General features: G+C 62.6%; 12 protein-coding genes and 1 pseudogene. 9 read left to right on the forward strand and 4 right to left on the reverse strand.

Annotated features, from left to right (window positions below):
• Nucleotides 1–14 precede the first annotated feature (14 nt).
• From HU230_RS37900 to HU230_RS37910, 3 genes and pseudogenes are all read left to right on the forward strand, one after another.
• Nucleotides 15–876 (forward strand): annotated as a pseudogene (locus tag HU230_RS37900) (tyrosine-type recombinase/integrase).
• Between the two features lie 20 nt (nucleotides 877–896).
• Nucleotides 897–2,123, forward strand: a complete 1,227-nt coding sequence (locus tag HU230_RS37905; protein ID WP_176528572.1) for an IS91 family transposase — start codon at nucleotides 897–899, stop codon at nucleotides 2,121–2,123.
• A gap of 418 nt (nucleotides 2,124–2,541) precedes the next feature.
• A protein-coding gene (locus tag HU230_RS37910; protein ID WP_176529724.1) for an IS630 family transposase occupies nucleotides 2,542–3,493 on the forward strand; the annotation gives its coding sequence in 2 pieces (ribosomal slippage) (nucleotides 2,542–2,882 and nucleotides 2,881–3,493; 954 coding nt in all).
• Nucleotides 3,494–3,505: 12 nt separating this feature from the next.
• On the opposite strand, the gene HU230_RS37915 is transcribed toward HU230_RS37910, so the two are convergent.
• Genes HU230_RS37915 through HU230_RS37930 form a run of 4 tightly spaced genes read right to left on the reverse strand, consistent with a single transcriptional unit; the run spans nucleotide 3,506 to nucleotide 7,129 of the window.
• On the reverse strand, nucleotides 3,506–4,372 hold the full coding sequence (locus tag HU230_RS37915) for an efflux RND transporter periplasmic adaptor subunit (protein WP_176533839.1): 867 nt from the start codon (nucleotides 4,370–4,372) through the stop codon (nucleotides 3,506–3,508).
• Nucleotides 4,369–4,575, reverse strand: coding sequence for a DUF1656 domain-containing protein (locus HU230_RS37920; protein WP_176533838.1), 207 nt, complete (start codon nucleotides 4,573–4,575; stop codon nucleotides 4,369–4,371). The genes HU230_RS37915 and HU230_RS37920 overlap by 4 nt, the downstream gene beginning before the upstream one ends.
• Nucleotides 4,572–6,623, reverse strand: a complete 2,052-nt coding sequence (locus HU230_RS37925) for an FUSC family protein (protein WP_176533837.1) — start codon at nucleotides 6,621–6,623, stop codon at nucleotides 4,572–4,574. Before HU230_RS37925 ends, HU230_RS37920 begins: the two co-directional genes overlap by 4 nt.
• Nucleotides 6,624–6,625: 2 nt before the next feature.
• Nucleotides 6,626–7,129 carry a MarR family winged helix-turn-helix transcriptional regulator gene (locus HU230_RS37930; protein WP_176533836.1) on the reverse strand — a complete coding sequence of 168 codons (504 nt, stop codon included), beginning with the start codon at nucleotides 7,127–7,129 and terminating at the stop codon, nucleotides 6,626–6,628.
• 252 nt (nucleotides 7,130–7,381) lie between these two features.
• Here HU230_RS37930 and HU230_RS37935 point away from each other — a divergent pair, with 252 nt between their 5' ends.
• From HU230_RS37935 to HU230_RS37960, 6 genes are all read left to right on the forward strand, one after another.
• On the forward strand, nucleotides 7,382–7,591 hold the full coding sequence (locus HU230_RS37935) for a hypothetical protein (protein ID WP_176533835.1): 210 nt from the start codon (nucleotides 7,382–7,384) through the stop codon (nucleotides 7,589–7,591).
• Nucleotides 7,592–8,143: 552 nt separating this feature from the next.
• Nucleotides 8,144–9,718: a sigma-54-dependent Fis family transcriptional regulator gene (locus HU230_RS37940; RefSeq protein ID WP_176533834.1), complete on the forward strand. Its 1,575-nt coding sequence runs from the start codon at nucleotides 8,144–8,146 to the stop codon at nucleotides 9,716–9,718.
• Nucleotides 9,719–9,908: 190 nt separating this feature from the next.
• Nucleotides 9,909–10,253, forward strand: a complete 345-nt coding sequence (locus tag HU230_RS37945) for a putative quinol monooxygenase (RefSeq protein ID WP_176533833.1) — start codon at nucleotides 9,909–9,911, stop codon at nucleotides 10,251–10,253.
• A gap of 134 nt (nucleotides 10,254–10,387) precedes the next feature.
• The gene (locus HU230_RS37950) at nucleotides 10,388–10,735 is read left to right on the forward strand and encodes a hypothetical protein (RefSeq protein WP_176533832.1); all 348 of its coding nucleotides are present in this window, start codon (nucleotides 10,388–10,390) and stop codon (nucleotides 10,733–10,735) included.
• Between the two features lie 64 nt (nucleotides 10,736–10,799).
• Nucleotides 10,800–12,119 carry a TAXI family TRAP transporter solute-binding subunit gene (locus tag HU230_RS37955; RefSeq protein WP_176533831.1) on the forward strand — a complete coding sequence of 440 codons (1,320 nt, stop codon included), beginning with the start codon at nucleotides 10,800–10,802 and terminating at the stop codon, nucleotides 12,117–12,119.
• Between the two features lie 436 nt (nucleotides 12,120–12,555).
• A complete protein-coding gene (locus HU230_RS37960) occupies nucleotides 12,556–13,338 on the forward strand; it encodes a bestrophin-like domain (RefSeq protein WP_176533830.1) in 783 nt (260 codons plus the stop codon).
• Nucleotide 13,339 lies beyond the last annotated feature (1 nt).

Consider the following 13,339-nt stretch of genomic DNA (forward strand, 5'->3'; position numbering starts at 1 on the left):
ACAGGAGTATCGAGATGGCCGATTTGAGCCCTCTTCGCCGCCGCATGATCGAAGACATGACCGTCCGCAATCTGTCGCCGGCGACGCAAAGATCCTACATCAGCGCGGTTTCGAAGTTCAGCCGCTATTTTGGCCGATCGCCTGACCGGTTAGAGCTGGAAGACGTCCGCGCCTTCCAGGTGCATTTGGTCTCGACCGGCATCTCATGGCCGGCGCTGAACCAGATCGTCTGTGCGCTACGGTTTTTCTACGGCGTCACGCTCGGCGAGGCGCTCATCCCAGAGCGCATTCCCTATGCGCGAGAACCGCGCAAGCTGCCGGTCGTTCTCAGCGCCGACGAAGTGGTTCAGTTTCTTGAAGCGGTATCGAGCCTGAAGAGCCGCGCCGCGCTCACCACCGCCTATGCGGCCGGGCTCAGGGCCTCGGAGGTTGCGGGACTGCGGATCGAAGACATCGACAGCGCCCGCGGCGTCATCCAGGTGCGCCACGGCAAGGGCGCGAAGGATCGCAACGTGATGCTGTCGCCCCAGCTGCTGGGCATCCTGCGCACCTACTGGCGGCTCGCCCGGCCGCGGCTTTATCTGTTCCCTGGTCGTGACGAAGATCATCCGATCGATCAGACCGTGCTGCATGCCGCCTGCCGGTCGGCGGTGAAGGCTGCGGGCCTGACCAAGCAGCGTCACGCTGCACACGCTGCGCCACAGCTTCGCGACACATCTTCTCGAGAACGGAACCGATATCCGGATCATCCAGGTCTTGCTCGGGCACAATAATTTGTCGTCGACAGCGCGCTACACGCAGGTCGCCACCGATACGATCCGAGCGACGCAGAGCCCGCTCGATCGCCTGTCGCTGGAGGTGACGCCACCTGGATGACCCGCAGCGGGATGCGGGTCATGACCCGCTCCGACATCCGCTCCAACAGGCCCGCCATCGAGATTGCCGATATTCTGTGCCGGCATGGCGACGCCTATCGCCGTGTACATGCCGGTCATCTGGGGCGGGTCGAGCGGCGCGTGATGAGCGCGATCGTTGCGTGCCGGACCGAGGCGCTCGGCGGCCACATGCAGGCTTGCGACGACTGCGGCACGACACGCGTTGCCTATAATTCCTGCCGCAATCGGCACTGTCCGAAGTGTCAGGGGAGAGCCCGAGCCGCGTGGCTCGCCGCGCGTCAAGCCGACCTGCTTCCGGTTCCCTATTTCCACGTCGTCTTTACACTTCCCGCACCGATCGCCGCGATCGCTTTCCAGAACAAGGCCGTCGTCTATGCCATCCTGTTCAAGGCTGCCGCCGAGGCGATGACGACGCTCGCCGCCAATCCACGCCGGCTCGGCGGTGCGATCGGCGGCGTCGCCGTCCTCCACACCTGGGGACAGACGCTGATGCATCATCCCCACGTCCATTGCGTCGTTCCGGGTGGCGGCCTCTCGCCCGATGGCGCGCGCTGGACCGCTTGCCGACCGAACTTCTTCCTGGCCGTCAAACCGTTGTCCAGACTATTTCGCACACTTTTTCTCAAACGTCTGTCGGCAGCCTTCAACTCCGGTGCCTTGCGTTTCTTCGGCGATCTCGGAGCTCTGGCCGAGCCGGCTGCCTTTGCGGCCCACCTCGACGCCATGCGACGCATCAACTGGGTTGTTTACGCCAAGCGGCCCTTCGGCGGACCCGCACAGGTCCTGGCCTATCTCGGCCGCTACACCCATCGCGTCGCGATCGCCAACAGCCGGCTCGTCGCACTCGACGACGATCATGTCGCCTTCTCATGGAAGGACTATCGCCAAAACAGCGCGACAAAGATCATGAATCTCAAGCCCGATGAGTTCATTCGCCGTTTCCTGCTTCATACGCTGCCTGACGGCTTCCACCGCATCCGCCACTTCGGCTTCATGGCCAACCGCCATCGCGCTGCCAAGCTCGCCCTTTGCCGCGAACTTCTCGATCATGAGCGAACAGCCCCAAACGATGGCCAGCCGTCGCCTGTGGATTCGGAGGCTCAAACCCGGGCCGAGGTTCCTGCCTGTCCCGATTGTGGTGGCGTCATGCGCATCATTGAGCGCTTTCGACATAGCTTCAGACGCCCCAGCCCTCGAACATCACCGTTCCGATGCGACACATCGTGAGCCAAGTCATGTCGTGCACGACGATCATCATTCGTCATTTCGCTCCCAGCGTCTCGATCATCGCGGACGATGTCGAATCCGTGCTGTCACACTGCGCGACAACAACCGTCCGATGCAGCAAAAGGCCTATCGCGATCTCAGGCGAAGCGCGTCTGATCTCAACTCTTCCAGGATGCGCACTCCTGTGTCTCTGCCTCACGCGCCGAGCCAGCAGATCGGGCATGGCGATCTCGAACAATCCCCATAGCTGCAAAACCGCGAATAGCCTCCCGCGCCTTCGTTCAATCCGGCTTCAATGAGGTCGCGTCATAAGCGCCTGCCGCGCCCTCGCGTGAGCGCGACCTCACAGAACCCTCCAGATTCCCTTGTGAGGCAAATCGTGATTCACCCTGAGGGCTGGTGATGGAGGCCAGCCCCCATGGCTAAGCCGCTCTCGCCGGACCTTCGCCTTCGCATTATTCGGGCTGTGGAAGAGGAAGGCATGAGCTGTCGGGGCGCCGCCGGCCGGTTCGGCGTAGCGCCATCGACAGCGATCGAACTGGTCAACGAATGGCGCAGCACCGGCGCTTGTGAGGCGGGAGCGCAGGGCGGAGACAGACGTTCAGCTCGGATCGAGGGTCATGCTGCGGAGATCCTCTCCCTGGTCAAGGCTACGCCTGACATGACGCTGGCCGAGATCGCTGACCATCTCCTCAAAGTCCACGGCGAGCGTTTCGTGCCGAGCGTGGTCTGGCGATTCTTCGATCGCCGCAACATCACGTTCAAAAAAAACATCGCACGCCAGCGAGCAGGATCGGCCGGACGTGGCCGCTGAACGCGCGGCGTGGAAGGCATCTCAGCCTGAGATCGGCATCCATCGGTTGGTGTTTATCGACGAGACGGGAGCCTCGACCAAGATGGCGCGGCGCTATGGCCGCTCGCCGTACGGCCAGCGCTGTGTCGCAGCGCTCCCGCATGGTCATTGGAAGACGACGACCTTCGTCGGCGCGCTCAGAGCGACCGGCATGACTGCGCCGATGGTCCTTGACGGTCCCATGGATGGTCTGGCGTTCGAGGCTTACGTGACGCAAGTCCTCGTGCCGACACTCAGGCCCGGCGACATCGTGGTGATGGACAATCTCGCAGCACACAAGCGCGCCGAGGTCGGCATCGCAATCGATGCCGTGGGCGCCCAGCTCCTCTATTTGCCGCCTTATTCGCCCGACCTCAATCCGATCGAAATGGCCTTCGCCAAGCTCAAAGCCGCACTTCGAAAGGCCGCCGCCAGATCAATCGAGGCTTTGGACAACGCTATTGCCACCGCCCTGACCGCCTTCACCGCCCAAAAGTGCCTGAACTTCTTCGCCGCAGCCGGTTATGACCGTGTCTGATCAGAATCTGCTCTAGTCGATGATCTCGACCGTCGCCGAACGGCCGGCGACCAGTGCGATGCGATCCGGCAGATGATCCAGTGCGATGCGTACCGGGACGCGTTGGGCGAGCCGGACCCAGCTGAAGGTCGGATTGACGTTTGCGAGCAGGTTCGCGCCGTCCGTGCGATCGCGGTCCGCGATGCCGGCCGCGATACTCTCGACATGTCCGGTGAGCCGAACCGGCTCGCCCATCAGCCGGACCTCTGCCTTGTCGCCGACGCGTATGCGAGCGAGCTTGGTCTCCTCGAAATAGCCCTCGACATGCAGCGTATCGATGTCGACCAGCGCCATCACGCCCTTGCCCGCGGTGACGTAGGCTCCGGGCCGCAGGTCCATATTGGTAATGGTGCCGTTCACCGACGCGTGGACCTCGCTGCGATCGAGATTGAGCTGCGCCACAGCGCGATCGGCGACCGACTGGTCATAGGCGGCCTTGGCCTGAAGCTGGGTGGCCAGGACCTGCTCCTGCTTCTGCTGCGACACCGCATCGGTGGTCAGCGCGCTGTAGCGCTTGAGGTCGGCGTCGGCCTGATCCAGCGTCGCGCGATGGCCGGCGACCGCAGCGTCGGCCTGCTGCAATGCCAGGGCAAAGCGTGCGCGATCGATCCGGAACAGGATATCGCCGCGATGCACTTGCTGATTGTCCTTGACCAGCACGTCGGTGACGAAGCCGGATACGTCGGGAGCAACCTGAACCACATCGGCGCGGACCCTGCCGTCGCGAGTCCATGGCGACTCCATGTAGTAGACCCAGAGCGCGCGGCCGACGGCGAGCGCGGCGACAAGCGCGATCGCGGTCAGTGCAACCCGGCCGAGCCACGCGAAATTCCCTTTCATGGCAGAAACTCCGAAAGATAGACGACGATGCCCAGCAGGCATACGTACAGGGCGAAATTGAACAGCGCGCGATGCCAGGCCAGCCGGTAGAGCCCGAAGCGCTGCATGATCCGGCTGATCCCGGCGCTCAGCGCATAGGCAACGATCAGCCACAGCAGCAGCGCCGGAACCAGGACACCGTAGATGTCGAGCTCATATCTCATGCAGCAAAACTCTCCTCGGGCTGCGATCGATACGCAGGTGCATCGGGAAACAGGCCGCGGCGGATGCCGACGAGGCCGAGCAATGCATCGTCACGCGCGCGCTCATTGGGATCCTTGACGACCGCGGTCAGCGCCGCATCGATGCATGACAGCAATTCGGCCGGCATTGCCTCGTCCGCATGGGCGCGAAACACCGCCGCGAGGTCGTCCAGCATGTCGTCGATGGCACGCACGGTCGATGCGGCGAGGCCGTAACGGGCCCGCCTGAGGTCGATGATGTTGAGCCCGATGCGCAGCTGGACCAGGCTGTCGGCATCGCGGCGGTCGCTCTCGGAGATGAAGGCGATGCGCTGCACCAACAGGCCGAGCCGATGCAGCATCAGGCCGGAAAATTGCGCGCGATCGCCGTGGCCGCGCCGCTCCGCCGCGACCGCGAGCGTCTGCCAGCCCGACGTCATCAGCCGTTTGGCGATCCATTCGGCGCCGACGCCGCGCGCGACTCGCGTCACGATCTCGGCGATGACGACGCCGAGGAAGAAGGCGACCGACGTGTTGGCAAAACTGGCAAAATCCGCGCTGTAGGTCGATTGCAGCGCCAGCAGCGTCGCGGTGTTGGCGGCGAGCGCCATGCCGATCGGCGCGGTTTTGGGCCGTGCGATCAGGAAGCCGTACAGCAGGAAGGTCGGCGCCAGCGCGGCGATCAGAACCTCGACATGGGAGATGCCCGGCACCAGCGCGAACTGATAGATCGCGACGACGACGATCGCGACCAGCGAAAACAGGCCGAAGGCCCGGATGCTGCGCGCCGGCTCGTCTTGCGCGGCGAAGAAGGAGCAGGCGACTGCCGCCATCATGGGCGCCGATGCGCCGTCGGCCCAACCGGTCGCAATCCACAGTCCGCAGCAGATCAGGATGGCCACTGCCGCCCCCGCGGCCGACCACAGCGCCATGCCGTGGTCGCGATGACGAACCGGCGCGGCCCCCGACTCCGGGTGGAACGCCAGCGGGACGGTAGAGATATCCTGGTTCGCGGCAATCGCATCGCCGATTGCGCGGCAGTCGGCCGAGATGTCGACAAGCTCGCGGAGCCGGAGCAGCAGGCTGATCGTGATGATGCGCTCGCGCGGCGCGAGGCCGTCGAGGGCACATTGCCGCTCGGCGATCGCAGCGCGGATCTCGTTGCCGGATTGCCGCTGGCGATCCTCGTCCACGATCCATGCGGCGAGATCGCCGATCAGGCGCCGCAGCTCCGGCTGCCTTTGCAGCGCCGCTTCGCCGAGTGCGGCGAGCCGGTCTTCGATCGACGCGATGATCGGCAACAGCATCAGCATGCGCAGCCGGACCTCGCCGAGGCCACTCGCGGTACCGGCATCGGCCAGCCGGTCATAGGCGACATGGGTCGCCAGCGTATCGATCTCGACGATGTCGGTCGCAAGGCGGAGGCGTTGGGCCCTGCGGGTCTCGCTGGTCCCGTGATCAAGCAGCACGTCGCGCGACAGACGGCGGGCATCCGACAGCCAGCTCCTGACACGGCCGCCGACCGCCGGCGCGACGCTGCGCGGAAACACTACGGTCGACACTAGACTGGCACAGATGATGCCGAGCGAGATCTCCTCGACCCGCGCCAGCGCGACATCGAAGATGCTGCCCGGGTCGGCGACCGACGGAAAGCCGATCAGCGCGACGGTATATCCGCCCAGCATGAAGACATAGCTTCGCGGCGTGCCGTCGAGCAGCGACAGATAAAGACACAGTCCGACCCAGAGCGCGATTGCGAGGCACAGCAGCTCCGGCGCATTGATCAGGTTCGGCACCAGGGCGACCGTCATGCTCGCACCGGCCAGGGTGCCGATCACGCGGAAGAACGCCTTCGAGCTGGTCGCGCCGGCCAGCGGCTGTGACGTGATATAGACCGTCGCCATCGCCCAATAGGGCCGCGGCAGATCGATCGCCAATGCGATGACAAGCGCCAGCATCGACGCGGCGAATGTCTTCAACGCGAAGATGAGGTCCGCGTGGCGGACCAGGAACGGCTCTTCCGCGCGCATGACTAATTCGCCTCTGCAGCGGTCTTGGCTAGAGCAGTCTTGGCTGCGGCGCTCTTGGCGTCTTGCAGGCGGCTCGCCCGCGCCTCGATGCGCTGCAGCGTCTCGAAGGTTACCGTAAGGTCCTCGCTGCCGATATCCTTCAGCAGGCTGGCCCGCACGCGGCGCAGCACCCGGTTGGTCTCCTCGACCTTGGCTTCGCCGGCGGCGGTGAGATGCAGCGTCTTGGCGCGCCGATCGGTCGGATCCTCGCGACGCTCGACCAGGCCTTCGGACTGCAGCAGATCGATCAGCCGCACCAGTGAAGGCCCCTCGATCCCAAGTTCGTCGGCCAGCACGCCCTGGCGGACGTTCTCGCCCTGCCGCGACAGCACCAGCAGCGGAATCGCCGTCGCGTAGGACAGGCCGTGATCGGACAGTGCCTGATCCGACTCGCGCCGCCAGATCCGCCCAAGCCTGGCGATCAGGCGGCCGATCTCGGCGTGGATATGGGATTGCGAAGGAGGCATGCAAATTAGATAGGATACAAACTATTAGGCTGCAATAATATACCTTCGAACATTGCTGATGATCACGCAAATGCGATCGCGCATGGGGCGTCATTATCTCCGTACGGTTGACCGGAAGGCGATCCGGATGCGACTGAGCCAGCCCCGATCGCGCGGGAACGCGGAAAGTTAGGAACCTCGCTCCGAAGCCAATGTTGAGGCTTCTCTCGAAGGCGCGTCGACGCACAGTACTGCTTGCGCAAGGAGGAGACGATGGGACTGGCTCAATACGCGGTGATCGCAACTGGCGAGGAATGGGGCGTCCTGCATGACGGCAATCTCAATGCCGGATACGCGACCAAGGAAGCTGCCTTCGAGTCGGCGGCGGCCGCCGCGTCGCTGGCGATCAGGCTGGGGCATGAAGTTCACGTCAGCGTTCCTGGGCGTGAGGAGGAGGCGGCCCTTACCAAGCGGCCGACATAGCCCAACCGCGGTTGTGCCGCACTGACGCAGCGCGCTGCCCGCTCTCAACCGAAGTCGTGCATCAACCGGCTCCACTCCTCGCCGGCGAGGCCGCCGACATAGATATCACCGCGCACAACGGCGTCGTTCACTTCAGGAACGCGTGTCAACGCCATCGCAAGGCGCGGTGCCGGAATACGAGCCAGCGCTGCAGCCCCAGCCCCGCCATCAGGGCGGGTTGCGCACGGCCGCGGGCGGGAGCGATTTTGGCTGCGATTTCAACTCTCGGGATCTGGGATGACAGTTCTGGAGCCTTGGGTGCGAACAGGGAGTTGCTTCGCGGGCAGGGTCACGTTCGACATCCCCGACCCAATCGCGCCGATTTCGATTGTTTCGCAACTGCGTTGGAGTAGGCTCTGCGAAATTAATTGACGCTACCAGTATTGCGCATAACCGTTATTCGCCTTCAGCACCGATAAGTTCAAGTTCGTATTGCAGCCTTGCCAAGTGCAGGGAGTGCCTATGGCTACAGTGCAGAGTAACACGGACACAGGCCGGTCTGGATCGGCGACAATGCCGAGTGCCGCGTCCGGCAATCCATCGGTCGAAGAGCTGTTGGCATTCGAGCGAATGCTCGTCGACCTTTCGGCGCGAATGGCCAACGTGCCCGTCGATCGGGTCGAAGCGGAAGTCCAGATAGCGCAGGGCGCCCTCCAACAATTTCTCGGATTCGACCGCAGCACCTTTGCCGAATTTAAGGACGACGGCTCGCTCGCGGTCCTCTCTTCGACCGCCCTAGAGGGGATCGATGCTACGCCGCCGGGTCCGCTTCCCGCCAAGCTTGGGTGGTTTATCGCCAAGCTTCGCGCCGGAGAGACACTTATCATTCAGGATCCGGCCGAAGATCTTCCACCGGAAGCGGTGGGCGAGGCCGAATATGTCCAGCGCACGGGTCTCCGCTCACATCTAAGCATCCCGCTGCGTGTTGGCGGCCGAGTTGTCGGAGCCATTGCGTTCTCGGCCTTCAGAGAAACGCGCAACTGGCCGGACGATTTGATTGCGCGGGTCAAGCTCGTCGGTGAGGTATTCGCGCATGCCATCGCGCGGAAGCGGGAGCACGAAAAGCTGTTGGCCGCTATGGTGGAGATCGGGCTCCTGAAAGACCGCCTTGAGCGGGAGAATTCCTATCTCAAGCAAGCCGTGCAGGTCATGCTCCCGCAAGGCCTGACGAGCCGCTCGCCGCGCTTTCTGTCGGTGGTCGAGGAAATCAAACAGGTTGCGCAAACCAGTTCGACGGTACTGCTTCTCGGCGAGACCGGAAGCGGAAAGGAAGTCCTGGCGCAGGCGATCCACGATGCAAGCGCCCAAAGGGGGCGCACGATGGTCAAGGTCAATTGCGCGGCGCTGCCGGCGAGCCTGATCGAATCGGAACTGTTCGGCCGGGAAAAGGGCGCATTCACCGGCGCTTTGGCACGGCAGGCAGGTCGTTTCGAAATTGCCGACGGGTCGACGATTTTTCTGGATGAAGTCGGCGAGCTACCGCTGGAGCTGCAGCCAAAACTGCTCCGCGTGCTGCAGGAGGGCGAGTTCGAACGACTCGGTGGCAGCAAAACCATTAAGGTCGACGCGCGTGTAATCGCAGCGACCAACCGGTCTCTCGAACAGGCCGTGAAGGAAGGAAAATTCCGGGAGGATCTGTTCTACCGGCTCAACGTATTTCCCATCGAGGTGCCTCCGTTGCGCGAGCGGCGGGATGACATCCCGTTTCTAACGTGGACGTTCGTGAAGGAGTTCGGCAACTCGATGGGCAAACCGATCGAGGAAATCGCGGAAGAGTCGATGAGCGCGCTCCGGGACTATCACTGGCCGGGCAATATCCGCGAACTGCGAAACGTCATCGAGCGTGCGATGATTCTTTCTCACGGTCCCAAGCTGTACATCAAGCTCAGCAACGCGACGCTGAGACCGGTTGCCGTAAAGATAACGGCCGGCTCGCTCGACGAGGCCGAGCTTACGATCATCCGGCAGGCGGTCGAGCAGTGCAACTGGCGGATTCGCGGCGCAAATGGCGCCGCCGCGCTTCTCAAGATGAAGCCAACGACGCTCGAATCCCGCATCAAAAGACTCGGGCTCGCACCGAGGCGTTGACCTCCGAAGTTTCGGAGATTCTCCGAAATCTCGGAGAGCTGGAGCACGTCGGTTGCGTCGGATCCGCAGCGCAGCTTAGGTACCCCACTGCACCTACTCATCTTTCCATTTGACGCGCAGCATACCACGCGTTGGCCCGCTTCTTGCGGTGTGGGAAGAGAACCGTTCTTGCAGACCGGCCCAGAAAGACATGAGCGTGATCGTGTTCTCGCTGCAAATCGTGGCTCCGGACGAAAGGCGAACGGATCTGCTGCGGGCGCTCGGCGCCATGCTTGGACCGACGAGGGTCGCGCCTGGCTGTCTGGATGCCCGCCTTTATTCGGATCTCGCTAGAGGCGGGATCTTGTTGTTGATCGAAGAATGGGAGTCGCGCGCGCAGTTCGAGCACAATCTCGACGACGCCAAGCTGAATGCGATCGTTTCGGCAATCGAACTCTGCCACGAGGCACCCGTTGTGCGCCTCGACACGGTCGAGCGGACGGAGGGTATAGACGTTTTGGCGCTGTGCCGCGGCTTCACCTCAGGCACGCAGTGATTGAAAGGACCAGCGAATGACCGGTACGAAAACAACGGTTGGGTGCCGCTTTGGCCGTCGTCGGCGGTATTGCGAGTCTTTGCCTTAGGTAAGCCGCCGCGCACCGTGCTGAGAGTTTAGCGAGGAGAAACCTAGTGCTTGTGCAGTTTTCGATGATCGCTCTTACGTCGCAACTGGGCATCGCCGTGGCTGACCAGCCTCCCAAATTCGATATTGCTCGAGGCTGCAAGGTCGACAGCGCTTCGGCGTTCGATCCCAAGGCCGGCATGGACGCAACGATGAAGCGATGCATGGACGACGAACAACATGCAAAGGACAAGCTGGAGACCCAATGGTTGGGATTTGCGAACGCTGACCGCGTCACGTGCACTAGCGAAGCAATTGGCAATAAGGCTGACGCTGACGTGACCCCGCCAAGCTACGTTGATTTGCTGACATGCATTGAGGACCAGCAGTTGCAGCGAAAGCTTCCCAAGAACTGATCGGCGACCACCTCTTATCGGGCCTAGATCGTCTGGTCACGGGCCGTCCAATTGGAGCAAGACGATGAAATCGGCAAAACTGCCAATCTGGATCCGTTTTGTCCTGCTCGTTGGCGTTGTCGGTCTTGCGGCCGGCGCGAGCCTCGAAGCTTACCGCTACTATACCCGTCCGGTGACGCTGAGCGTGGCGGTGGGCTCGATCGACGGCGAGGCCGCGAAGGCGATGTCGGCCATCGCCAGCCGCCTCGCTTCGACCAGCGCGCCGGTGCGGCTGAACGTCGTGGACAGTGGCACGGCTGTCGGAGCCGCCAAGGCCTTTTCGGAGAGCAAGGTGGATCTGGCGGTGGTACGCGGCGACGTCGGCGACCTGTCAAAGGCGCAGGCCGTGGTCGTCATGAGCCACGTGGCCGCACTCGTCGTCGCCCCGCCGGGTTCGGCCATCGACAGCATGGAAAAACTGAAAGGCCACCGCGTTGGCGTGCTCGGAGGGGAAGCGAACGCCAAGATCGTGGACGTGCTGAGCAAGGAATACGGGCTCGAACGGGCGAAGGTGTTCAAGGACATCGCGCTACCTGATGCCCGCCGTGCCATTCAATCCAAGGAGGTAAGCGCGCTGCTGATCGTGATCCCTCTGGCCGGAAAATATCTGTCGCTAGTGCGGGACATCTTTCAGCAGGGTCCCAAGGCATTGCCGACACTGATCCCGATCGAGTCCGCGGGCGCCATCGCCGAGTCCGACCGCGCGTATGAAAGCTTCGACATTCCAAAGGGCACGCTGCGTGGAGCTCCGCCGGTCCCCGACGACGACGTGACCACGTTGAGGACCAATCTGTACCTGGTCGCCGGCAAGGCGCTTGGTTCGGATCTGATCGCAACGCTGACGCAGACGATCATGAGCGTCCGCAGGGACCTCATGCACGAAGAACCCATTTTCGCGCAGATCACCGCGCCCAGCACCGATCAGGACGCCTACCTTCCGCTGCACCGCGGGGCTGCGGCCGTCTACAACAGCACCCAGCAAAGCTTCATGGATGAGTACGGCAACTGGATCTACCTGACGCCGATGGTGCTGGGCGGTGCGGCCACGTTGCTTGCAGCGGCCTGGAAATTTCTTGGGCTCGGCAGCCAGAAGAGCGAAGGCCCACTGGATTCTCTCTACGCGCTGGGGCGCAGGATCAGGAAGGTTCTTACAGAAGCGGAACTATCGGGAATCGAGGAAGAAATCGACGACATTCTCGGGAAGGAACGCGCCAGATCCGCTGCAGGGGACGAGAACGCGGTCGATGCCGCTACGTTGAATGTGGTGGCCCATCGGCTGGAGGGCCTGATCCACGATCGACGGACTGTGCTGGCGAAGAGACCGATAATTGCTTCGGTGGCCTAAGCGACCCACGTGAAGCCGCTGAATATGCGGAAGCGTTCGACCAACCGTCCACTCACAACCGAAGGAGAGCAGTCATGAAACGCCTGATTATTCCTACGCTGCTGGCGGGAAGCTTTGTCGTCTTGAGCACCATGGACGCGAGCGCCGCGGTATGTGCTCGCGGCGTTGTTCGCGCCGGCTGCGTCGCCGCCGGTGGGGCAGCCGTCGTCGCAGCACCCGCAGTTCGGCCTGCTCGCGCTGTTGTTGTGGCCCCGCGCGGAGCCGCCGTCCGCCGCAGCGCGTATTGACAATCCAGCGCAAAAGGATGCCACCCGATAAGCGCAGCATCCTGGGCCCATGCGACGCGACGGACGATCCGTGGTCGTCTGGGCAATCCGCGGAGTCAACCGATGCCTGACAGCCTGAAGGCTTCTTGTAATCCGACCGTGGTGAAATCATGAGTGCAATCGCGCTGTCCTGCATCGCGCTTGTATGCATCGCAGGCGGTGTCCTTCTTGGCATAATCCTCCGCAACATCTTGCCCGAGCGTCATCTGAGCTCGGATGCCAAGGATGTGGTGAGACTGGGCACCGGTCTCATCGGAACGATAGCCGCACTTGTCCTCGGCCTGCTGATCGGCTCGGCGAAGAGTTCTTACGATCTGCAGAGCACTGAAATCAAACAGATGACAGCCAATATCGTTCTGCTCGACCATTTTCTGGCGCAGTATGGGCCGGAAACAGGTGTGGTGCGCAATCTGATGCGGCGGGGCGTCGTGGTCCTGGCCGACCGAATGTGGCGTGAGAACGGTTCTGAAGTCGCCAAGACAGCCCCGTTCGAAGCGAGCGCTGCAAATGACGCAGTCTACACGAAGCTTCAGGAGCTTTCGCCGCAGAACGAATCACAGCGCTCCCTGCAAGCACGGGCAATACAGACCAGCACAGATATCGCGCAAACGCGCTTGCTGCTGTTCACGCAGACGGACAATTCGATTCCGATGCCATTCCTGGTGGTGTTGATTTTCTGGCTCACCATCATCTTTGCGAGCTTCAGCCTGTTCGCGCGACCCAACGCCATCGTGGTCGGGTCCTTATTCATATTTGGGGTTTCGGCCGCAGGAGCAATCTACCTGATCCTTGAGTTAGGCCAGCCGTTTGCCGGAATAATGCAGATCTCAAGTGCACCGCTACGAAACGCCCTCGCGCCTATAGCGAGCGTTAGTCCTGTTGTCTCGCAGTAGG

Origin of the sequence: Bradyrhizobium quebecense, assembly GCF_013373795.3 — a bacterium.
Taxonomy (GTDB): Bacteria; Pseudomonadota; Alphaproteobacteria; order Rhizobiales; family Xanthobacteraceae; genus Bradyrhizobium; species Bradyrhizobium quebecense.